Source organism: Bacillus australimaris, from assembly GCF_001307105.1.
Lineage (GTDB): Bacteria > Bacillota > Bacilli > Bacillales > Bacillaceae > Bacillus > Bacillus australimaris.
The window spans coordinates 150,885-173,979 of record NZ_LGYN01000023.1; the positions used below are offsets into that span (position 1 = coordinate 150,885).

The 23,095-nt window shown below is 41.9% G+C and carries 22 protein-coding genes; 7 read left to right on the forward strand and 15 right to left on the reverse strand.

Annotated features, from left to right (window positions below):
• Positions 1-3 precede the first annotated feature (3 nt).
• Together AKG37_RS10165 and AKG37_RS10170 are read right to left on the reverse strand one after the other, a co-directional pair.
• Complete coding sequence (locus tag AKG37_RS10165; protein WP_060698699.1) at positions 4-1,416, reverse strand: capsular polysaccharide export protein, LipB/KpsS family; 1,413 nt, start codon at positions 1,414-1,416, stop codon at positions 4-6.
• Positions 1,417-1,422: 6 nt separating this feature from the next.
• Positions 1,423-2,193: a glycosyltransferase family 2 protein gene (locus AKG37_RS10170; protein WP_060698974.1), complete on the reverse strand. Its 771-nt coding sequence runs from the start codon at positions 2,191-2,193 to the stop codon at positions 1,423-1,425.
• Positions 2,194-2,377: 184 nt separating this feature from the next.
• On the opposite strand from AKG37_RS10170, the gene AKG37_RS10175 reads away from it, so the two are divergent.
• The 3 genes from AKG37_RS10175 (at position 2,378) to AKG37_RS10185 (ending at position 4,516) form a co-directional block, all read left to right on the forward strand.
• Positions 2,378-3,043 (forward strand): hypothetical protein, encoded by a 666-nt coding sequence (locus tag AKG37_RS10175; RefSeq protein ID WP_237697736.1) that lies wholly within the window; start codon positions 2,378-2,380, stop codon positions 3,041-3,043.
• Between the two features lie 195 nt (positions 3,044-3,238).
• Positions 3,239-3,769: a spore coat protein GerQ gene (gene gerQ / locus AKG37_RS10180; RefSeq protein ID WP_060698701.1), complete on the forward strand. Its 531-nt coding sequence runs from the start codon at positions 3,239-3,241 to the stop codon at positions 3,767-3,769.
• 129 nt (positions 3,770-3,898) lie between these two features.
• Positions 3,899-4,516 carry a cupin domain-containing protein gene (locus tag AKG37_RS10185; protein ID WP_060698702.1) on the forward strand — a complete coding sequence of 206 codons (618 nt, stop codon included), beginning with the start codon at positions 3,899-3,901 and terminating at the stop codon, positions 4,514-4,516.
• Between the two features lie 41 nt (positions 4,517-4,557).
• Here the strand turns inward: AKG37_RS10185 and AKG37_RS10190 are convergent, their stop codons facing one another.
• From AKG37_RS10190 to AKG37_RS10200, 3 genes are all read right to left on the reverse strand, one after another.
• A complete protein-coding gene (locus AKG37_RS10190) occupies positions 4,558-4,929 on the reverse strand; it encodes a DUF423 domain-containing protein (protein ID WP_060698703.1) in 372 nt (123 codons plus the stop codon).
• Positions 4,930-4,999: 70 nt separating this feature from the next.
• A complete protein-coding gene (locus tag AKG37_RS10195) occupies positions 5,000-6,307 on the reverse strand; it encodes a purine/pyrimidine permease (RefSeq protein ID WP_060698704.1) in 1,308 nt (435 codons plus the stop codon).
• 33 nt (positions 6,308-6,340) lie between these two features.
• Positions 6,341-6,673 carry a YwdI family protein gene (locus AKG37_RS10200; RefSeq protein ID WP_060698705.1) on the reverse strand — a complete coding sequence of 111 codons (333 nt, stop codon included), beginning with the start codon at positions 6,671-6,673 and terminating at the stop codon, positions 6,341-6,343.
• Positions 6,674-6,840: 167 nt separating this feature from the next.
• Here AKG37_RS10200 and AKG37_RS10205 point away from each other — a divergent pair, with 167 nt between their 5' ends.
• Complete coding sequence (locus tag AKG37_RS10205) at positions 6,841-8,199, forward strand: aldehyde dehydrogenase (RefSeq protein ID WP_060698706.1); 1,359 nt, start codon at positions 6,841-6,843, stop codon at positions 8,197-8,199.
• 33 nt (positions 8,200-8,232) lie between these two features.
• Here the strand turns inward: AKG37_RS10205 and AKG37_RS10210 are convergent, their stop codons facing one another.
• Complete coding sequence (locus tag AKG37_RS10210; RefSeq protein ID WP_060698707.1) at positions 8,233-8,913, reverse strand: uracil-DNA glycosylase; 681 nt, start codon at positions 8,911-8,913, stop codon at positions 8,233-8,235.
• Positions 8,910-9,737, reverse strand: coding sequence for a glycosyltransferase family 2 protein (locus tag AKG37_RS10215; protein ID WP_060698708.1), 828 nt, complete (start codon positions 9,735-9,737; stop codon positions 8,910-8,912). The genes AKG37_RS10210 and AKG37_RS10215 overlap by 4 nt, the downstream gene beginning before the upstream one ends.
• Before the next feature lie 248 nt (positions 9,738-9,985).
• Here AKG37_RS10215 and AKG37_RS10220 point away from each other — a divergent pair, with 248 nt between their 5' ends.
• Positions 9,986-10,795 (forward strand): bifunctional hydroxymethylpyrimidine kinase/phosphomethylpyrimidine kinase, encoded by an 810-nt coding sequence (locus AKG37_RS10220; RefSeq protein WP_024426411.1) that lies wholly within the window; start codon positions 9,986-9,988, stop codon positions 10,793-10,795.
• Between the two features lie 47 nt (positions 10,796-10,842).
• Here the strand turns inward: AKG37_RS10220 and AKG37_RS10225 are convergent, their stop codons facing one another.
• From AKG37_RS10225 to AKG37_RS10240, 4 genes are all read right to left on the reverse strand, one after another.
• Positions 10,843-11,916, reverse strand: a complete 1,074-nt coding sequence (locus tag AKG37_RS10225; RefSeq protein ID WP_060698709.1) for a chitobiase/beta-hexosaminidase C-terminal domain-containing protein — start codon at positions 11,914-11,916, stop codon at positions 10,843-10,845.
• A 155-nt stretch (positions 11,917-12,071) separates the two neighbouring features.
• Positions 12,072-12,326 (reverse strand): hypothetical protein, encoded by a 255-nt coding sequence (locus tag AKG37_RS10230; protein ID WP_060698710.1) that lies wholly within the window; start codon positions 12,324-12,326, stop codon positions 12,072-12,074.
• A 217-nt stretch (positions 12,327-12,543) separates the two neighbouring features.
• The gene (locus AKG37_RS10235) at positions 12,544-13,884 is read right to left on the reverse strand and encodes an MFS transporter (protein WP_060698711.1); all 1,341 of its coding nucleotides are present in this window, start codon (positions 13,882-13,884) and stop codon (positions 12,544-12,546) included.
• Between the two features lie 200 nt (positions 13,885-14,084).
• A complete protein-coding gene (locus AKG37_RS10240) occupies positions 14,085-15,173 on the reverse strand; it encodes an amidohydrolase family protein (RefSeq protein WP_060698712.1) in 1,089 nt (362 codons plus the stop codon).
• A 348-nt stretch (positions 15,174-15,521) separates the two neighbouring features.
• Here AKG37_RS10240 and AKG37_RS10245 point away from each other — a divergent pair, with 348 nt between their 5' ends.
• On the forward strand, positions 15,522-15,761 hold the full coding sequence (locus AKG37_RS10245) for a glutamate synthase-related protein (protein ID WP_275574796.1): 240 nt from the start codon (positions 15,522-15,524) through the stop codon (positions 15,759-15,761).
• Positions 15,762-15,825: 64 nt separating this feature from the next.
• On the opposite strand, the gene AKG37_RS10250 is transcribed toward AKG37_RS10245, so the two are convergent.
• From AKG37_RS10250 to AKG37_RS10265, 4 genes are all read right to left on the reverse strand, one after another.
• Positions 15,826-17,277, reverse strand: a complete 1,452-nt coding sequence (locus AKG37_RS10250; protein WP_060698714.1) for a sucrose-6-phosphate hydrolase — start codon at positions 17,275-17,277, stop codon at positions 15,826-15,828.
• Positions 17,278-17,296: 19 nt separating this feature from the next.
• Positions 17,297-18,685, reverse strand: coding sequence for a sucrose-specific PTS transporter subunit IIBC (locus tag AKG37_RS10255; protein ID WP_060698715.1), 1,389 nt, complete (start codon positions 18,683-18,685; stop codon positions 17,297-17,299).
• Between the two features lie 256 nt (positions 18,686-18,941).
• A complete protein-coding gene (locus AKG37_RS10260; protein WP_060698716.1) occupies positions 18,942-19,775 on the reverse strand; it encodes a PRD domain-containing protein in 834 nt (277 codons plus the stop codon).
• Positions 19,776-19,827: 52 nt separating this feature from the next.
• On the reverse strand, positions 19,828-20,106 hold the full coding sequence (locus AKG37_RS10265; protein ID WP_060698717.1) for a hypothetical protein: 279 nt from the start codon (positions 20,104-20,106) through the stop codon (positions 19,828-19,830).
• A 500-nt stretch (positions 20,107-20,606) separates the two neighbouring features.
• Between AKG37_RS10265 and AKG37_RS10270 the strand changes: the two genes are divergently transcribed.
• The gene (locus AKG37_RS10270) at positions 20,607-23,033 is read left to right on the forward strand and encodes a S8 family peptidase (protein ID WP_060698718.1); all 2,427 of its coding nucleotides are present in this window, start codon (positions 20,607-20,609) and stop codon (positions 23,031-23,033) included.
• The last annotated feature ends 62 nt before the right edge of the window (positions 23,034-23,095 follow it).

The following is a 23,095-nucleotide window of genomic DNA, read 5'->3' on the forward strand; positions in this document are numbered from 1 at the left end:
TCTTCATCTCTGAAAGTCAACACCAGTTTTTGTTTTGAGCAGAGAAAGCAGAACATCGGTCGATCGCGCATGTGGATAATGTTGTTTAATGAACTGAGCTCCTTGCTGTTTTGCCAGCTTCATCTCTTGTTCATCCGACAAAATACGAATGGCTTTCTCAGCTAGTTCAACAGGGTTTTCCATATGATAGCTGCCAAGCGACTCGTAATATGGGTATCTTCTGCCTTCTGTCATTTTCCCGATCAGCACACTCTTTTCAAAAAGCATGGCTTCAAGACCGACTGTTGATGTGAGTGTAATCACCATATCCATATATGGCAGCAAGTCATACAGGTCAATTTCTTTTTTAATCAATCTCACATGATTTCCCGCTTTTTCAATGGACACATACTCATTTAATCGATTTCGAGCTATTTCCCACGGATGCGGTTTCATGATCAGCTGAATGTCTTTCCGCTTTGCAATCGTTTTAAGAACATCACCGTAGAAGGCCTCAGAAAACGGCTGCGTTGCCACAAGCACGGTCTTTTTGGCCGGATTGAAGTTCAATTTACGAAAGATGAGTTCCTGTTGAAGCGGCGTTCGCTCCTTTACCAAATCAAACCTCGGATGACCTGTGATTACTATCTGTTCCGGCTGACAGCCTTTGTCTACATACCAATCCTTTTCATACTTTCCAAACACCCCGTGGCAGGTCGTGAAAATTGGTAAAAAGGCTTCATCTCCCATCAGCGCACCGTGCTGAAGACAGATACTCGTAAGCTGGCGTTTCACTGTTTGTAAAGCGAGTACGCGGCTGTATACATCCTCTGTCGTTCCCACAATGACAGCTGTAATCGGCTGCATGTGAAATAGCACTTCTGTTTGGTCAATCACATCAATAAATTGCACAATGTCCTTGCGAAGTTTTTCTCTAAAAAAGACATTGCCAAAGACAGGATGTTGTGCGTAAGGTTTAAGGAGAGCATTTGCTTTTTCAATATATTCAGCATGGGCTTCTTTATTAACCTCTCCGGCTAATTCTGGCTTGCTGATGACGGGTAATCCGAAATAATCCGCCTTCTTCCAGCGAGCGAACACCACCGTTTGGTCTGGATGGAACCGCGTATAATTTTGTTCAGTAAATCGCAAATGTTCAAAGTGAAGCAATACCTTTCCATTCGCCGGACGATAAGTGAGACGCTTCATCTGCTGCTTATGCTGATCAAAAAATGGCTGAATCTCTTTTGGCGTTGGACAAGCGGTTGTTAGTTCTTGACCGAACGCTTCATCTTCCATCCGTTCTCTCAATTCAGGACTGATATATTGATAGAAATTACTGACCAACCCAAGAGGAATCTGCTTGTAGGACAAATCCTTCATCAGATTCACATACTCAAAGTACACCTGCCAATAATGATGAATATAGTGCGACATTTCAGGTCACCTCCCATATTTTTGTTTTAATATGCTGCGGAGATCCCAACAGGTAGACTGCTCGGGAAGTGCTTGAATAAAGGCACTTTTCTCTTCTGCTGCCAGCTGATAATGAATCGACTGTTCTGTAATGTAATTTGTATCTAATATTTCGTCAAAGGGATAAAACGGATAAAAATGATTTAATCGAAAAAAGAAGCGGGCATCCCCTATTCGATAAAAATGCGGACTCTCGTCCCAGTAGGACCCAAATTCAGCATGAATTTTTGATAAAATGGATGCACGATGTACGATCGAGCAATGATCAATGGCACAAGGGGCATTCCATTGCACCGTATGCGCAGGCCGAATCGTTTCTTTCACTGGCTCTTTTTTGCTATTTAAATAGATAACTTTAGAACTAGAGTAGACAATATCTTCATCTGGGCGGGCATCGAGATAACGAGTCAGCTTCTCTAAACGATCCGGAGCGTAGACATTATCATCTGTGGCATATGAAATATACTCGCCCTTTGCCAGTTCCAATGCTTGATTAATCAGCACGGCGTAACGGGTTTTCGCTGTTCTCTCTTCCAGCGTTTTCACACCGCTTTGGATAAAGTGAACACGGGGATCTTTGCGAAACGGTTCAATAGCAGCAAGGGTTTTTTCGTTTGAGCCATCATCCATAATAAAAAGTTCAAAGTCTGACAGCGTTTGCTGCAGGACCGCTTTAATCGATCTTCCGACATAAGCCGCCTTGTTGTAGCTTGTCAAAATGACAGTTACTTTTGTCAAAGTTTTCACCTCAGTCTCTTTCAAACTATGTTTATCATATGTGTCTCCTCTTAAAGAGACTGTAGAGTGACCTATTTTTTATAAAATTGTATTTTTTTATTGATCTATCTTTGAAAAATGCGAACTTTTTGGTAATATAAGTAATCATTTGTGTGTATTAAAGGAGTAAAGAACATTGGAAGCTATGAAGAATGATCACTCCCAAGAAGTAGAAGCAACTGGATTTTTTCGATTCTTTAAAATTTTCATCGCAACAAAAACGATTATTCGCTCATACCGGCATTCCAAAATTCCAATTTGGCTGATGATGCTCCTTGCAAGTATCGCCGGTACAGGCTGGATCTACGAAGGGTATTTTAGCGAGTATATGGGCAATCATATTCCATTCCCTTTTATTCTGTTACAAGGAGCGGGATATGGTATTTTGGCAGGCAATATGATTCTATTTTTCGGTGTACTCATTCTCAAGTGGTTAGGCCGGCTCTTATTCGGCTGTCAAACGGCGTATAGGAATTTACTCAAGGCCTGCACTTTGACGGTCTTTTTCCCTTCTGCTTTATTTGCACTCACTTGGATTTCTACTGTGGGAATGCTCGGTCCGTATACATTTGTCAAAATCTCACCATATTTAGATCAGCATTTTGAAGTATGGTATTATCTCGATCTTTTGACACTTATGGATGCATATGCAAAGACGTGGATATTCGGAATGGCTGTATTAGGCATTGTCGCTGTGATGAAGCTAAGATTATGGCAAGCCTTTATCATTGTGATCACACCGCTCGCCGCGTTTTTTCTCATCATGACCCTTTTGTTTGATGTCCAGCGCGCTGTCAACTGGATTATGTAAAAAGGACGAGCACTAGGGTGAATGCGAGGGTTTGTCTACAAGCTTTAGGAACTGTTGAGCAGTTCCTTTTTTTCGTTCAATGTACATATTCCCCTCTCCTGTCTCATAGTGTGAAAGAGAGAAAGAATGCTATGGAAACAACAGGCGTATAAACGCCTTCTGTTTAGAACAACATGAGAAAAGAGGAGGAACGTTATGAAATTGAAAAATCAATTTGGGCAAGGTTCGGGTTTCGAAGGTCAAGATTTTCGCCAGCAACAATATGGAGCAAATCCGTATCCTGCGCAGCAGATGGGTTATTCAGTCCCTCCCCAAACGCAGGGTCAAATGCAACAGGGGTTTTCGCCAATGCCGTCTACTAGTCCTTCACAAGGAGGCCAAGGAACGCAGAGCGGCGGGCAGCCGTATCAAATTCCTTCTGGACCGATTTATCAGCAGAATGTCACTGGACAGCTGCCTCTTGAGCAGTCCTATATTGAAAATATTTTACGATTGAACCGCGGCAAGGTAGCCACGATTTATATGACGTTTGAAGCGAGTAAGGAATGGAATTCGAAGATTTTTAGAGGAGTCATTGAAGCGGCAGGACGTGACCACATTATCATTAGTGATAACAAAACAGGAACACGATACTTACTATTAACAATCTACCTTGATTACATTACATTTGATGGGGAAATTCAGTACGACTATCCATATTCGATGTCAACATATTCTCCAAGATAACGTCAAGCATGGCAAAAGCAAGGCACAGACGCCCTTGCTTTTTTCTTTTGACTAGGTTTTTGTCACACCTCTGGGGCGCTGCTCATAAGATGCCTAGTAGTTTTTATCAAAAGCCTAGAGGTGACATCAATGACTGTTGAGCTGGATTATACATCACCAAATGTGAAATTTTCATACGATCTGAATCAAAGCCCCCTTGTGAAATACGATCAGCATAACCTGATTAATGTGTTAGGGAAAAAACAATTAAACTCGTTGGATCAAGTATCCTTGCTGGATATATATTTGAGTAAAAGCAAAGTCGTAGAGCCCCATTACCATCAAAATGCTGCAGAGCTCGTTTATTGTATAGCCGGTTCTGCTGCCGTATCAATGCTGAATCCATTTACAAAAAAACTGCACACCTACACCATCACACCTGGACAGGTGGCAAACGTGCCTCAAGGCTGGTGGCATTATGAAGTTGCTCTTCAGGACAGAACTCATTTGTTAGCCATTTTTAACGCATCTACGCCTGAAGTGATCCTAGGCTCAGACCTTCTCACGCTCACGCCTTCTCACATCATGGCACATACTTATTGCATGAACGAAACACAGTGGAAGCAGGCGACAAAGCCTGTGAAACCAAGCATATTTATCGGACCATTTTGCCACAGGGAGGAAGAGGCCCAAACGCACCCTGTCCCTCCTTCTCACTACGTTCCTTATTATCAAGCACCGCCCAACTATACCCCTTACTGGAGTTAAGAAAAAAACCGATGCCTCTATGAGAGCATCGGTTTTTTGGCTTATAAATTTTTTGCTGCTGCAATGACCAGCATGATCCAAGAAGCGATAAACGCCAACCCGCCAATAGGGGTGATGGCACCTAGAATCTTCACCTGCGTCAATGCCAGCACATAAAGGCTTCCTGAGAAGAAAAGGATGCCTGCAAGCATCACCCAGCCAGCGGCAGGAACCAAGGAGACACCTGACAGCTTATCTGCAAGAAAGGCGACAATAAATAAACCAATGGCATGGAACATCTGATATTGAACACCTTTATTCCATATCTCTATATACCTTTCAGGGATTTTCCCTTCCAGACCATGTGCACCGAAGGCTCCAAGTCCAACAGCAAGCATGGCGTTAATGGCACCTAAAATGAAAAATAGTTTCATTCGTCATTCTCCTTATCTCATCAATTATGTTTATCATAGCGCGGGTAACAGACGACATTCAACTTTCCCTTTACGTTGACACGAGATTGTCGGATTTCTTTTTCTTTCGTAACAGGACTTGATCGACCACGATCGCAATAAGCGTGCCTAGTACAAGCCCGTTGCTTAATAATGAAATGAGCACCGGATGCATGCCTTTCAAGGCTTCCTGCGGCACAAACATTGCCCCCACGCCTGCTAAAACAGCAATTCCAAGGACAAAACGAATCCGGGGAATTTCTTCTTTCTCATACTGATCAAACTCTGACATTGCAATCCCAATCATAGAAGAGAACACCACAAAGTTCACAGCAAGCCCCACAGGTGATGGCAAGGCAGAGAAAAAGCTCATAAGTAACGGGAACAAACTAATGAGAACAATAAGCAGACTTCCGATGAAAAATGGCTTTCTCGATGGAATTTTGGTTGTCTGTATAAATCCTGCTGCCCCTGAAATAGGTACAGGCGCAATCGCACCAATCAGCCCGCTCAGTAAATGACCAAATGCTGCAACAAAACCGGCAGGACGTGCTCTCTGCCGCTCACGCAGTTCACCAAATGCCTTCACTGAGCTTTCCACAATTCGAATACTTGCCAGCATGTTCACAATGAGTAAAATCGTTATAAAAAAGGACGTGACAAGTAATCCACTGTCAAAGACCGGCATACCGAATGGAAAGAGCTTAGGGAACTCAATGATCTGATCTGGAATTCGAACCGGCTTCGCCAATCCGAGTAGAGCGAATAACAACCATCCGCCTGCAAGTGCGAATAATACAGAAAATTGTCTTAAATAATGCCACTTTGAGCGGCTGATCATGAAGGTAAGAACAATGATCAAGATGGATAAGCAAAAGACAAACCCGTCCACCTGATTTCCCCGATAGCCGATGCCCATCAGCCCTTTCATGATCGGCTGACTTAACTGCACAACAAGCAGCAGCAAGTATATGCCTGTGACGACTGGCGTAAATAAAGACGCGAGCCAATTAATGATTTTAAATAAACTAAAAATAAAAAAGAAAACGGCACTAAAAATTAAAGCCCCTTGTAATGCTTGCAGGGTTTCAGGATACGTCGCAAAAATTGTTCCCGTCATGCCGGCATAAAGAGTATACACACCCCACCAAAGCCCTGCTGGACTTTCATTGATTGGCAGCATATGACCGCATAAACACTGCACCATTGCGACAAGTCCAAGTGAAAAGAATGTACTTTGAATCAGCTCCGCCGATTGTACTTGATTCAATTCAAATGCTTGTGCAATTGCAATGGGTACGGCAATAGAAGCTGCGATAAAAAATGCCATCCACTGAATGGCGCCCAAAAATAGTTTCAAACCGATCACCTTCCCTTTGTCGTGACAAGACCATTAAAAATCAAAAATAGAGTCGCCGTTTCCGTCCTTCTCCTTTTGCCCCTCATCATTTTGTTGAAATTTCTTTGCACCGCTTGTACCCATCAGTTTCTCAAGCATGGCTTGATCTGTAGACACAGATGGCGCTGAAGGTGTATGTATCGATGGAGGTGGTGAGATAACCGGCGACTGCGGCAACTGCGCCTGTGATGGTGCGTCGAGAATGACATCACATAGTGAAGAAATCGCTGCTACTTGACGTTTCACCTCTTCATCATTTCCACTTTGTTTTGCTTTTTGAACCGCTTCCTCCATTTTTTGAAGCAGGCTTGATATATGAATATTCAAGGGTAGACCCTCCAATCTAAAAATTCGTTTTCAACATTATTTTACCAAATGAACAAACCAAATGGGTTCATTTTTTCAAAGCAGTGCGCTCCGCCTCTCTTATTTGACCCTTCATTCTCATTCACACATAATAAAAGAAACACAATCGTCTATGAAAGGATTGAATAATGAACAAGCTCACTGCTCTTTTTCAGAAACAAAAAGTCTTTCAAAAGCCGTCGGTGCAAGAACGCATCCGCATCCTTCAAGACTTAAAAGTAGAAATCAAACAGCATGAAAAGGATATTTTACAGGCCTTAGCCCATGATTTACATAAATCCGAACAGGAAGCCTATACAACAGAGATCGGGATGGTGTATGAAGAAATCAATCATACCATCAAGTATCTTCACAAATGGGCAAGGCCAACACGAGCGAAAACACCTCTGACTCATATCGGATCAAAAAGCATGATCATCAAGGAACCTTATGGATGTGTGCTCATCATTGCCCCTTGGAACTATCCTTTCCAATTGGCTCTTTCTCCATTAGTCGGCGCGATTTCTGCAGGAAATGCCGTGATCTTAAAACCGTCTGAGCTGACGCCGGCAGTTGCACAAGTGATCAGCACTATTGTGGAGCGTGTATTCCAAGAAGACCATGCGGCTGTCGTCGAAGGCGGCGTCGATGTTAGTACAGAGCTGCTAAAGCTGCCATTCGATTATATCTTCTTTACTGGAAGTGTAGCTGTCGGCAAAGTTGTGATGGAAGCTGCCGCAAAGCATTTGACCCCTGTCACACTTGAGCTTGGCGGAAAAAGCCCTTGCATCGTTATGCCGGATGCAGACATCAAGCTGGCAGCGAAGCGAATCACCTTTGGAAAATTCACCAATGCAGGGCAAACCTGCATTGCGCCAGACTATTTGCTCGTTCATGAATCCGTCAAAGAGAAACTTTTGAGAGAGATGACAGCCTGTATCCGTGAATTTTATGGTGAACATCCCGAAACACATCCGCACTTTGGGAAAAATGTCAGCCAGCGTCATTTTGACAGGCTCACACAATTTCTCTCAAATGGAACGATCGTCACCGGTGGACAGCGTAATGAGCAGGAGCTCAAAATCGCTCCGACCATTTTAGACGACATCACTTGGGAAGATCCCGTCATGCAGGAGGAAATTTTCGGGCCGATCCTGCCTGTCATGACCTTTGATTCTCTGCATGAGGCAGCGCATATAATCAAAGCAAGACCGAAGCCGCTTGCGCTTTACTTATTTACAACAAGTAAAGAAACCGAATCCTATATTCTAGACAATCTCTCTTTTGGCGGAGGGTGTATCAATGACACGCTTATGCATGTCGCTACTCCTTACCTGCCATTCGGAGGCGTCGGTGAAAGCGGCATGGGTCGATATCATGGGAAGGAAAGCTTCTTTACGTTTACCCATGAAAAAAGCGTTCTGCGCCAAACCAACCGTTTCGATTTTTCCTTCCGTTATCCAAATGCAAAAAACGGACTCGACTTGATCCGCAAATTTTTAAAATAAACAGGACGAAGGGGCTCTCCCCTCGTCCTATTTTCACTCGATATCCTTGATACACCAGTTGATTTCTTCCATTCCTAATTGCTTTAAATACGCGTTTACCTTTGAAAAAGGCCGACTGCCAAAAAAGCCGTTTCTTGCAGAAAAAGGACTTGGATGAGGTGACTCAATGATGTAATGTTTGTTTTGATCAATGCGCTCTTTCTTGTTTTGAGCATGTCTTCCCCATAATACAAAAACGACGGGCTGATCACGCTCATTTAGCACAACAATCACACGGTCTGTCACACGTTCCCAGCCCTTGCCTTTATGCGAATTCGCCTCGCCCTTTCTCACGGTCAGCACAGTGTTTAAGAGCAGCACACCCTGCTCTGCCCAGCTGACAAGTGAGCCATGGTTTGGAACAGGACAGCCAAGATCATCCGTGAGCTCCTGAAAAATATTTCTCAACGATGGCGGATGTTTCACGCCAGGCTGAACAGAAAAGCTTAATCCATGTGCCTGCCCTGGGCCATGATAAGGGTCTTGTCCCAAAATCACCACTTTGACCTTTTCATATGATGTCAAATGCAGCGCACGATAAACGTCATCTGGTTTAGGAAAAACAATCTGTGTACGATATTCTTCCTTCATCCATTCACGTAATTCCTGATAATACGGCTGTTCAAATTCACTTTTCATCACAGCCCACCAGCTATCATTTAAAAATGGCTTCATTGTGGTTGTCCTCCTTCTATTTGCTGTACCAGTCTGGAGATCATCGGTTTTCCGTCCCACACAATCTCACTCTCTGATTCTCGTTTTTTCATCGCTGGTTCTTCTAATAATATAGCAAAGTTGGCTGTCGGCAGGTCGCCCAGTTCATGCTTTTCACTAAGATCATCTAAATAGTTCTTCCTTGTTTCACCAAGATCACTAGACTGATTTCCACCGCCGTCAAAGAACGCATAGATCACGCTGGCAGCTGGCACCCGTTTGACTCTGGCATGCTGTGAAACACGCAAGAAGAAGTCCCAGTCCCAATAATGATGCATCGCTGGATCAAAGCAGCCAATCTCATCGTGTAAACAGCGTTTGTACATACTGCCGGAAGGAACATATGTAGAAAAGACACGCATATCTTCAATAGCCGCTGTATAAGCAAACAAACGTCTCGACACTGGGAAACGGGTCGCGCCTTTTTCTTCAAATGATACAATTTCTGCATCAGAAAAAACAAAATCGGCGTCCTCCAGCGCCTTGCTCATACGTTCAATATGACAAGGTGTAAAGTAATCATCGTCATCACTCAGCATGATGACGTCGCCTGTCAGCTCCCGCAAGCCCACATTCCTGGCATTCACGTGCTGGACGTTCTCATCTAAATGAATTAAGCGGATCGGAAGCTCAGAATAGAGCTCCTGAATGATGTCAACTCGCTCTCCTGCATCATTGACGACAACAATTTCAAAGGGCTGTACGGTTTGTCTTGTAATGGATTCAAGCAGCTCACACAGTGCGCTGAGCCGGTTATGTGTCACAATTAATAAGGAAATCTTCATATGCAGCTTACTCCTTTAATAGATTCGTCTTTTTCCATTAAAACATAAATTGGCTTTCTTCTCATGATATAAAAGGCGGTTTGATGTAACGGGAAAATGGGAATTTTTATTTGTAAAAGGGATAGAATGGAGGCGTTCCGAAGAGAAGAACGCTTTTTTATGCCGTTTCATTGTGATAAATGGAAAAGCTGATTATAATAAGGGATAGAACAGTAACTGTTACACATCACATTGGAGGTTCAGCAACTATGTCTATGAATAAAGCACTCACCATCGCAGGCTCGGATTCAAGCGGCGGTGCAGGTATCCAAGCAGATTTAAAAACGTTTCAAGAAAAAAACGTCTACGGGATGACAGCTTTAACCGTTGTCGTTGCAATGGACCCTCATAATCATTGGGATCATCAGGTGTTTCCAATTGATACGGCGACCATTCGTGCGCAGCTTTCTACCATTGTAGAAGGCATTGGTGTAGATGCGCTGAAAACAGGTATGCTCCCTACAGTCGACGTGATTGAACTTGCAGCTGACACCATCAAAACATACGACCTAAAAAATGTCGTCATTGATCCTGTTATGGTTTGTAAGGGTGCGAATGAAGTCCTTTACCCAGAGCACGCGGAAGCATTGCGCGAAAAGCTCACGCCACTGGCAACCGTCATCACGCCTAACCTTTTCGAAGCAGGTCAATTAAGTGGAATTGGCGAGATCAAAACAATCGAACAAATGGAAGAAGCAGCAAAACGCATTCACGAACTTGGTGCGAAGTATGTGGTCATCACTGGAGGCGGTAAGCTAAGCGAAGATAAAGCCATCGATTTGCTTTATGATGGACAAACCTTCGAACGCCTTGAAACAGATAAAATCGACACAGAATACACACATGGTGCAGGCTGCACATTCTCAGCAGCAGTTACAGCTGAACTCGCGAATGGTTCAGACGTGAAAGAAGCCATTTACGCAGCAAAAGAATTCATCACAGCTGCCATCAAAGGCTCTTTCCAGCTAAACGAATACATCGGACCAACAAAACATTCTGCTCATCGTTTTGACAAATAGAACAGAAAAAACCGATTCGCCTTGTTAGTAGGTGAATCGGTTTTTGTTTATCGAAAGCTGCGTCTCTGTGCAAACAGCCAATCTGTTAAGCCCGGCGTCTCATAAGCAGGCGTCCATGATGCATGGTCATATCCATACTTGCTTGCGTACTCCGTATAAAGCGGCTGGCCGCCAGCTTTTTGAATAGCTTGAATTGTATTTCTCGCATAACTGATAGGGATAATGGAATCATCTTCTGCATGAAATGCCCATATTGGTTTGTGTGCTAAAATTCTTGCCTTGCTTGGATCTGCACCTCCCGCAATTGGAATCATCGCTGCAAACAAACGAGGATATGTGATGTTCAACTGGTACGTGCCAAAGCCACCTTGTGATAAGCCCGTCGCATAAATCCTCTTTTGATCGATCTGATAAGAAGCTAACACATGCTGAAGGACATCATAAGCTTTGTGTAAATCTGGTGAAAATTGAAACACGTTTGTCAGATCGATTTCATTTTGCAAATTTCTTGTTAATGCAAAGCCTCCATCCACAGCATTTCGCGCTTGAGGTGCAAGTACGTACGAAGGATGTTTCTTTTGGACTTCAGGGGAAGCCCATAAAGCTGCACCATCATTCGCAAGCAATTGCTTTTGATTGTCTGTTCCCCTCTCCCCGCCTCCATGTAAGAACAGGACTAGAGGATAGGCTTTACCCCGCTTACGGTTTTTTGGAATATACAGCCGATAAGGCATGCCTTGGTATTCGAAAGATAAAAAAGATGATGCAATGTCCTCTCGTGTAACAAAGCGATAACTGTACGTAGACGTGGAAAGACGATAGTTTTTCTTGTAAACGCTTACTTTTAAAGTCGTATCAGTTTCAATATGAATGGGCTTTTTGTATAACTGACTTTGAGTTGTCGGCTGGCTGCCATCTGTTGTGTAATATAGAGAAGCTTTTTGAACGTGAGAATGCAGAGCAACCTCTTGTGAACGATAATATTGACCAGATGGGACTGAAGCAGTTGATGCAAAATACGACGTATGATTTCGGGCAGAAGAAACGGAAGGAAAAAGAAAACTCATAAACAATAGGACAATAATAAAGGTGATCAGGCATTTCTTGGTTGTATGGTTCATATCGTGCCTCCTGTACATGCTCAGATGAATTTTTTATTTATTATTTATCATGACAATAGAAATGTCAACGCTTTCATTTTAATTTCTACATCATCTGACCGAAACAAAAAAGCGTACCCGCACGCAGGTACACTCTTTTATTCATACATGAATGCCTATTTTTGCTGATCGGACTCTTGCGCCATTTTTCGAATAAAGGCTTCAATGGACTCAACAAATAAAGCATATTCTTTCATTTGTTTATACGTATCTGACAGCTTCTCTTTTACTTCTTCCTGCTCTAAAGAAGGTTCACCGAGAATAGATTGAACTTGAATGAGCAATTCTTTATATTCTTCACGTTTATCTTCAACATGATCTGCCATTGTCTCCAAGCGTTTTCTAGTCGTCGGCTGCTGTTTTGAATTCAAGTAAACAACCCCTTTTTTGTCCTACCGCATTTGGATAAACGTCAGCCTCAGCTGTATATATTTTAAAATGATACCATAATTCCATCTATTATCATATATGTAAAACGTCATCAAACCGCTTCAGGCCAACCTTGTATATACACGCTATAGGCTCTTAGATACAGGCTGATCTCACTAGAAAAAAGCAGATCATGGATCTGCTCAGATTGTAGAGAAATTATTTTTCAAGCCCGATTTCCCCTATTTCCTTCTGACTCTTTAAGCCAGTTCTTTTTTGCTCAAATTTCATTGCTAATACTAATATAAAAGCGATCATTAAAATAATACTTAAGAAAATCAAACCGGCTTGCATTTTTCCTGTAGCATCTTTTAGCCATCCGACTGCATAAGGGCCAACAAAACCTCCTAGACTTCCAATTGAATTAATGACTGCAATCCCAACAGCTACTGTGGCTGGACTCAATATCATAGTGGGTAATGACCAAAAAGGACCTTTAAAACAATACATGGCTGCCAATGAAATGGTGATGAAAATCATTGCAATAAATGGATTGGACACCATTCCTACACTAAGTAACGTTAAACCAGATACGAGTAACGGCAAAGCTGTGTGAATACGTCTTTCACCAGTTCGATCTGAACGTCTTGACCAGTAATTCATGACGATTGAAGCAATAATATAAGGGATTGTAGCAATGAAGCCGATCTGGGTGTTTGTTAAATAGCTAGATAATCCTTTAATAATTTGAGGCATCCAATAACCAACACCCAGTGTACCTGCAGTATATACAAAGTAAATTAAGGAGAGGTACCACAGTTTAGGATCAGTCAAAGCCGTCTTATGACTAGAGGTTTGTTGGCCTTGCTTTTCTCTTAGCTCCTCATCCTTTCTTAATTCTGAAATCAACCAATTTTTTTCTTCGGCTGTTAACCACTTTGCTTGTTCAGGCCTGTCTGTTAAGTAGAAATACGTTACAAACCCTAAAATAACAGCAGGGGCGCCTTCGATAATAAACATCCAACGCCATCCAGGTACATTCATCCAATGAATATGATCAATAATCAAGGTAGAAACGGGAGCTCCTATAATATAAGAAACAGCGATTGCCGTCATAAACATCGCAATTGTACTTGCTCTTTCTTTAGCTCGGAACCAATAAGTCAGGTATAGAATAATTCCTGGAAATAGACCTGCCTCTGCTATTCCAAGAAGGAATCTAATGATATAGAGCTGGGTAGCATTCTGAGCAAACCCAGTTGCCATAGAGATAATTCCCCAAGTAAAGAGTATCCTAGTAATCCAAACTCTTGCCCCAAATTTTTGCATTAAAATATTACTTGGTACTTCAAAGAGAAAATAACCAATAAAAAAAATACCTGTCACAAGACCAAACATTTTACTTGTTAGTCCTAGTGCTTCATTCATTTCCAATGCTGCATATCCCACATTTGCCCTGTCTAGATAAGAAATAATATAGAGTAAAAATAGTAACGGGATTATTCTTCGTGTCACCTTTCGAATTGTCTTCTTTTCGAAATTCAAATGAGCATTTTCCAATCAAATTCCTCCTTTTAAAATAATAAAAAGAAATTTTGATAACGCTTACATTTATTTAAAAAATAAAGAGATACTCTTACGATTCTGTAAGATGTGTAAGAGTATCTCCATTTACCCTTCTGTTGTTTCCTCAAGACAGCGAACAAAATTAAATACATCAAATCTGGTCATAAAACTTTCTTTCATCGTGTTAAAAACGTTTATTTCCAACTAGAAACGCTCTCAATGTCTGGTATACCGTTAAATATTAAGTGTTTCGGTTGATAATGAATGTTACCTAACACCGTTTCTCCATCTACATCGGGAAAAGCAGTCTCAGTAGAAGTAGAATCTAGAACCACAAGATTATTTGGAGTAAAAGTAAAATCGTCAATTCCTAACAATTTAGGAGCTGTTACCAGAACTGTTCTAAAAGCTTCATCTCGAGACAGTCCACCTACAATCATTTTAGAAATGATGTAGCTCATGTTATAAACAGGGTATTTTCTCCATGACGCGCTTGTTAAATCTGTACTGATAGTATCTGGTTTTATTCCCTCAGCTAAGCATTTATAAAAAACATTCCAATTAAAGTGTTTTCTACCGTGACCGATATCTAATACTATTCCTCTTTCCACTGCAGCTATAAATTCTTTCTTTACTTTTCCGCCAGTATTTAACACGTTCCCATCCCTTCCTTGAAATGGATGAGTAAGAATGTCCCCTTTATTAAAATATTGTGTTACCTCTTCAATATCTAGTTTAGTTTCAGTTAAATGAACCATCATTCGTAAATCAGTTCGATCGGCTGCTTCTCTTGCTAAACGTAATAAAGACCGGTCAGTCGTTATGTCCACCTGACCTAAGCGAATCTTAATTCCTAATAAACGATCATCAGCTAAAGAAGCAACTTCAACAATTCGATCCAATGAAATATTTTCTGGCTTGGTTGGGTTAGGGTTAGGGTGATTGGTTAGCCCTTCTGGTAAGGCTGATAACCAAGAACGTACTGTTAACGGGCTGTTTGCCCAATAACGATTTGCTTCCTCCCATCCGTCATAGCCAAAAGTACCTGCGTCCCCAACTGTAGTTACTCCTGAGGAGAGATATTGTTTATCTGTCACACCGATTTCTGCTCCAGGTGCCCATAAATGACAATGAAAATCGACTAACCCCGGTACGATTACGCTAGATTCAGATAAATGAATATCCCGATCATCCTCTTGAGTAACTGATATTCTTGTAGACTTATTTGGAATGAACCCCTTTTCTGACCAAATAGAACCGCCTTTAAAATTCCATACTCCCATGTAAATACACCCCTTCTTTTTGGATAGTGGAAACAATCAACTCAGTAGAATTTTTAATTTATTCACTGCCATACACAAACCAATAAGATAGCGCTTTCAAAATTGAAATTAATGAATGACGCAACCTCTATCTCCGAGATATTGATCAATCATTTGTAACAACTTTCATTCTAGAGACAGAACCTCAATTAAAATTTATCTCACGTAATAAAAATTACTATTTTTTATATAATAGTCATATTTATTACCAATAATTTAAATGTATATTATCACTCATAATTAATAAAGTAAACCTTTTTAATAAAGAAAAGCAGTTAAATGAAAACGAAAAGTTAAGCAAATGGTGGAATTGATGGCGAGGAAGATGTAGACGTTGGTTACCATTGGTTCAAGAGCAAAAAAACAATGAAAATAAACATTCCACTTATGATCAGTGGAATGTTCTATGGCACTGCACTTATTGAAGAAGTAAGACTTTCTTTGGCTGAAGCAGCTCATAATGTCGAAACAGCGATGAATCATGGGGAAGGTGCTTTAACAGGACGTGCCCGTGAAGTGATGGGGCTAAAGAAAAACGAGGTGCGGTAATGGAGTACCCAATATCCCGCACCTCAATTATCTGATGGAGAAATGCTACAACACACCTTCTCTATCAATCTTCTCTTTGTAAATGCCATGTCTTCAATTTCAGCTTTGTTTCATTTCTTCCACTGATGGAGATTGATTTATTTCCCGGGGAAGGAAAGTAACGTGCAGTAAAGACTTCTCGGCCTCCGTTTACAAAAATCTCAATCGACGACGCATCAATAAAGATATGAAGGTCGTGTAATTCTTGTATTGCTACTTCTCGAATTTCCTTTGATCGATCTTCGAATCGATCCCGCTCTAAAGTCAGTCTTCCCTCATCTTTATCATAAATGATCCGGGCAGCCGCTCGAATACAGCATTCAAATCCCTTTTGTGTGTCAATTTGATCAATGTATATCTCTGCGCTCGTAATATCATCTACAGGGATGGATTGAACAGAGCGTTTGATATGAAAAACATGCTCTTGTTCATTCGTCCGCATTGCTTGAAGCTCAGTGACTGGTTTTTGAATCAGATGTCCGTCATCATCCAAATGGAGCTCTCTCGGAATCGTCAAACAATGTATCCATTGATAAGAAATCGTCGGATGATGCTCATCTCCTTGATCGGGAACACCCATCCATCCGATTAAAAGGCGTCTGCCTGATTCGTCTTGAAAGGTTTGCTGCGCATAGAAATCAAAGCCGCGATCGAGCTCCTCAAACGCTCCGTGTGTATATTGATAAGAACGATCATCCAATGTGCCAACAAAATAGCCTGATTGATGTGTATTGTGATATTTTAAGCCATCAGGCTTGAGTCCTTGCGGCGACACAATCAATACATCCCGGCCGTCTAATTCAAATAGATCTGGGCATTCCCACATATAGCCGAAATTGTCTAACCCATTTTTTCCACTGCCTGCAATCGTGCCTTGAAATGTCCAATTGTCTAATGTATCAGAGGTAAACAAGACCAGATGTCCTTTCAGGTCTAAGCTTTGTGCACCAAGGACCATGTACCACTGGCCATTTCGCTTCCATACCTTCGGATCACGAAAATGGGCGGTGAATCCTTCCGGCAGCGTCGCCACGACACCTTTTTTCTGAAAGTGAATGCCATCCTCTGAAACAGCTAAACATTGATACGTCTCACGGTTTCCTTGTTCATCCCGAACGTTTCCAGTGTACATCACATACATGTGTCCGTCGTCTATAAATGCACTGCCAGAATAACAGCCGTTTTGATCAAACCAATCACTTGGAGCAAGGGCAGCTTCTTCATGCTTCCAATTGACTAGATCTGTTGATGTGTAATGCCCCCAAAATTTTGAACCGTGTCCCGTTTTGAATGGCTGCCACTGATAAAAGACGTGGTAAATGCCTTTCCACTGGATCAACCCATTTGGGTCATTTAAAAGACCAACTGGCGGCATCAAATGAAAATGCTGCCGGTACACATCTTTTTTTACCAAATGCTCATAGTTTCGAATACGTTCTGCTACCTTTTGACGAAGTACTGCGTCAATTGTTGTCATAATTGTGACCACTCCTTGATTATTTTTCGACTTCTTTTACTTTAAAGATAATGGTGAGAATAAATGAAACAGCGACAGCTATTAACATACCAATCATATAATTCACCACATTCTGTAAACCGAATGGTGCTGCAATCGCAATCATCGGAATACCTGTTAAACCGTAAGCGTTGGCGGCTACCTTCGTGAAGACAACGAATGCCCCGCCTAATGCGCCACCAATCATCGCCGCAATAAAAGGTTTACGATAGCGGAGGTTGACTCCGAATATGACAGGCTCGGTAATTCCTAAGAAAGCCGAGAAAGCAGCAGGGAGTGCAATTTCTTTTGTTTTTGCACGTTTGGCTAAGAAAAAGACAGCAAGCCCTGCTCCGCCTTGCGCGACGTTGGACATTGCCCAGATTGGCAGCAAATAGTTACGTCCAATATCATTCAGCAAGCCTGCTTCAATCGCATGGAAGCTATGATGAACCCCTGTGAGCACAATTAAAGAATAGGCACCGCCGAAAATGAGTCCTGCTAAGAACCCTGCATGGTCATAAATAAATGTCAGTGCATTCGAAATTCCTGTACCGAGCATTCTTCCAAGCGGTCCAACTGCAATAAACGTCACAAATCCAGTCACGATCACCGTCACAAACGGGGTCACAAGTAAATCAATACTATTCGGAACCACTTTTCTTAAATTCTTCTCAACAAGACACATGATATAGACTGTCAGTAAGACTGGAATGACGGTTCCTTGATAACCCAGAAGGGCAATATCAAAATTGAATAAATGCATATACTCTGGTTTCGCATCCGTCAGTCCCCACGGATTGAGCAGACTTGGGTGAATCATAATCCCCCCAATAACGGCTCCTAAATACGGGTTTCCACCAAACTCTTTTGCTGCACTGACCCCAATTAATATCGGCAAAATGATAAAGGCTGCACTTGAGAACATATCAAGCATTTGGAAGATCGCAGAGCTTGGGTCTACCCATTTGAAGGCTTTCATCATGCCTAACAGGCCCATTAATAAACCGCTTGCTACAATTGCCGGAATGATCGGTACAAAAATATTCGATAACGTTTTAGCAAAACGGGCAAGTGGATTCATTTTTTGTTTCACTGCTTCATCATGGCTGACAGGCTTTTGTTTCTCGTCGTCTGCCTCAAGACCGATCTCACTGGCAAATGGCTCATACACCTTGTTGACAGATCCCGTTCCTAAAATGATCTGAAATTGTCCTGAACTTGAGAATGCCCCTTTCACTCCTTCAAGTTCTTCAATGGCATCTTTGTCAATCAAATCCTCATCTTTCACCACCAATCTGAGTCTTGTTGCACAATGCGTGGCACTGATGACATTTTCCTTGCCGCCTAATCGTTTTGTTAATTCTTTGGCTGTTCTTTGATAATCCATGATGTTGTCTCCTCCTTTTTTAAAACAAAAAAGACCTAAAATTCACCAACGATCAAAGGACATACACGTCCCCTCGTTACGCAAATTTTAGGTCTTGCCTGCCTGACAGTCACAATCCCGCGATATCAAATTTTGATGACGCTTTCATCATAGTATAAGACTGTGACATGCGTCAACCTCTTTTTTCGAATCCAATGACCCATATACACTAGTACGAGTAGTGTGCATAAAAAAAGCCTGCATGCAGGCATCACCATTAAACCAATTCGGCCTCCTGCAGACGCTGGACATGCAGCGTGATGTAGCCGATCTCCGAGTCAGGGAGATGAAGTCCATATTCAGCTTTTAACAAATCAGCGAGTCCAAGTGCACACTGGTAAGCCGTATCATACTTTGTTTGGATAAAAATCAGCATGTCATCGTCCATCACTTGAAATGCTTCATTCGATTCCAACCTGCCTAATGCATACCTCAAATGTGTCACAAGTCGCTGATAGGAAATACTATTCTCATCAATTGAATGTTGAAAATAGGTTTCAATATGCTCGATCATTTCTTTGATCATCGTTGTATATTTTACGGTTTTTTTCATGGACTCCGTATTCATTTTGGCCGTATGAATATGAAGTGCCACATATCCTGCCTCATCGTCCGGCAGTTCAACCCCAAGCCGCTCCTTTACATAACGAATGGCATACTTTCCGATCTCATATTCCTGCTTATATAAGACTTTGATCTCACCAAGCAATTTATTATATAACACAATGCCTTTTTGAAGGCGTTCAATGGCGAAGGACAGATGGTCAGTCAGTGATATGTGGATATGATCACTGAGAGGCATCATCAGTTCACCCTCTGCATAACTGATGATATGCTCGGCCACCTCAATATGCGCTTCTGGCAATGTGGCAAGAATTTGTTTGAATTTCTCATTTTCTTCACGCACAACAAAGATTTTCTCTATTTTATGAACGGGAATGACGTCATTTTTCCCCTTCTGAAAAGCAATTCCGGGACCCATCACAATTTTCTCCTGATCACCCTCCTTCACAACCACTGCATTGTTATTCAATATTTTATATATCTTCACGGGGTATCCTCTCCCACCAGATAACGTTTCTTATGTGGGATTTTACCCTGTTTCACTGCTTCTGTAAAGGTAAGTACGGACCCGCTCGCGCCTCTCTCGTCTTCTTCTTACTCAGCATCATCAGACTTTGCTGAAACTGTTTCTCTGTCCTGCGTTTCTTCTTATTTAATTCTGCCAGCTTCTCTAGCTCTCTCTCTTCCACTGCTTGAAAGAAACCAGCATCCACTGCGGCAGCCTGAAATCCTTGCTTCTTCATCATCACACCAGGATTCACAAGCACATTCATCATGAAACCAAACCATACACTTAACCAGTTTTTTAATGTCTTCACTGAACATCCCTCCGCTTTTCTTAGAATCTAGCAGTTCTAGCAAAACAACTGCTCCTATCATATCCCGAGAAAATAGAGAGGTTTGTCACAATCTGGGTGAAAAAACAAACTAGTTTTCAGAAGTTTTGTTGAAAAGTGCAGAAGAAGATCATGTGACTAGAAGTTTCAATGAAAATTTTATTCACACACTATCCCAAAGATAAGCACATCTTATCAACAGGTTTTATCCACATATCAACATCCCCTTACTAGATTTTGTGTATGTGAATTTTTTATTTTCCATATATATATCTAAAAAATTGAGTTATCAACAACCCTTTGTGCATAAGTGCGACTTTATAAACAAAATAGTTCTTTTTCACTATGTAAAATAAGACCATTTTAGTAAAGGAATTGTTTTCAACGTATTGAATACTTAATAACGGGCAGTGAATCTTTCCTATTTATCCACACAACGAAAGGCTATCTCCCTAAAAACACAGCTAGAAAGGGGAAAATTAATGAAAAAAGTAATCTCTCGTTCTTCTGTTCTATTGTTCTCCACTATTTTTATTTTATCCACATTCTTTACAGGTCAACAGGCTGCTGCCGCTCCATCTAACAAAAAGGTAGAGCTAGACAAAGCAGAAATCTTTGGCGAAATCAATGTCAACTCGGGAAAACAAACGACTGTCATTGTTGAATTAAAGGAAAAATCCTTAGTTGAAGCCAAGCAAGAAGGCGAAGCACAAACGAAAGCCTCCCTCAAAAAATCTCGAACAAAAGTAAAGAACGCAGCACTCAAAAAGTTAGATAAAGCGAGTGTTCGTCAAGAATATGAAAAAGTCTTCTCTGGTTTCTCTATGAAACTTCCTGCAAACGAAATTCCAAAGCTGCTCGCAGTTGACGGAGTAAAAGCCGTTTATCCGGATGTTACATATAAAACAGATGAAGTGAAAAAGGAAAGCGTTCAGCTTCCAAATGAAGATGTCTCCCCGCTTATGGATAAAAGCGCTCCATTTATCGGTGCACCAAAAGCATGGGATGCCGGCTATTCTGGAAAAGGAGTCAAAGTCGCAGTTATTGATACTGGTGTAGACTATACACACCCTGATTTAAAAGGAAACTTCGGTTTATACAAAGGCTATGATTTTGTTGATAATGATTATTCTCCGCAAGAGACACCTAAAGGAGACCCTAGAGGTGAATCCACTGATCACGGTACACACGTCGCAGGAACGATTGCGGCAAATGGGCAAATAAAAGGTGTCGCAAAGGATGCTACACTCCTTGCGTACCGTGTACTTGGACCAGGTGGATCTGGAACAACTGAGAACGTTCTTGCAGGCATCGACCGGGCTGTTACTGACGGAGCAGATGTCATGAACCTCTCTCTTGGAAACAGTGTCAATAACCCTGATTACGCAACGAGCACCGCACTTGATTGGGCCATGTCTGAAGGCGTTGTGGCTGTTACATCCAATGGAAACAGCGGCCCGAACAGCTGGACAGTTGGTTCTCCCGGCACGTCAAGAGATGCCATTTCTGTCGGAGCAACTCAGCTCCCGTACAGTCTATACAATGTGAAATTCCCGAACTATTCTACTGCAAAAATCATGGGCTATTACCAAGAAAGCGATTTAAAAGCAATTGACCAACAACAAGTCACACTCGTCCAAGCAGGAATCGGCGATGAAAAGGCATTTGAAGACATTGATGTGAAAGGGAAGGTTGCCGTAATTGAACGAGGAGCCATTGCCTTTGTTGATAAAGTCGATAATGCAAAAGCCGCTGGTGCAATCGGCGTTGTGATGTACAACAATACCGATGGGGAAATTCCAGTCGATGTACCAGGTCTCGCGCTTCCAACAATTAAGCTGTCAAAAGCTGAAGGAACAGCGCTTGTGAAGGACATTGAGGCTGGAAACAATACAACAACTTTCTCTATTCAATTTGTGAAAGAGCTTAGTGAGCAAGTAGCTGACTTCTCATCTCGCGGACCTGTTGTGGATACATGGATGATCAAACCTGATCTATCAGCACCGGGTGTGAGTATTATCAGTACAATTCCGACGCATGATCCTGCAGAGCCTTACGGGTATGGTTCTAAGCAAGGAACAAGTATGGCATCTCCGCATGTTGCAGGAGCTGCAGCGATTATCAAACAAGCAAAACCCTCCTATTCTACAGAGCAGATCAAAGCATTGCTGATGAATACAGCAGAAAAGCTTTTTGACGTAAATGGAAATCCATTCCCTCACAACACACAGGGAACAGGCAGTGTTCGAATCATCGAATCACTCCAAGCATCTTCTATTGTTTCTGATGCGAGCTATTCGTACGGCACTTTCTTAAAAGAAAAAGGCATTCAAATCAAAACAAAGAAATTCAAGGTAGAGAACCTTTCAAAAGCACCGAAAACCTATACCATTGATTACAAATTCAATGGCAATGGGATTAGTACAAACGGAACGAAAAAAATCACCGTCAAAGGGAATTCCACTGGATCCTTTACTTCAGCGGTACAGGTGAATTACGGAAAAACCAAAAAAGGCACATACCAAGGAAGCATTACCATTCGTGAAAATGGCAGAAAGGTCACGGAAATCCCTACTTTATTGATTGTGAAAGAGCCGGATTACCCGCGCGTCACTTCAGTTTCTGTAGAACCTGACAACCGTGCTGGAAGCTATGTCATTAGCAGCTATCTGCCTGGCGGTGCTGAGAACCTCGCCTTCCTCGTCTACTCGACAGATGGAGAGTATTTAGGTGAAGCAGGTGTTTATCAACATGTTGATAAAGGGGAACATCGCGTGAAATGGAATGGAACGATCAATCAAGGTCAAAAGCTTGAGGCTGGAGAGTATACAATGCTTGCATATGCGAGCCAGAAAGGGAAATCAGACACCGTCCAAACGAAGGAACCTTTCGAGATTTATCCTGAATAAACAAGAATCACAAAAAAAGCCTTGTATGAGCGGATAAGCTCATCAAGGCTTTTTGATTAACG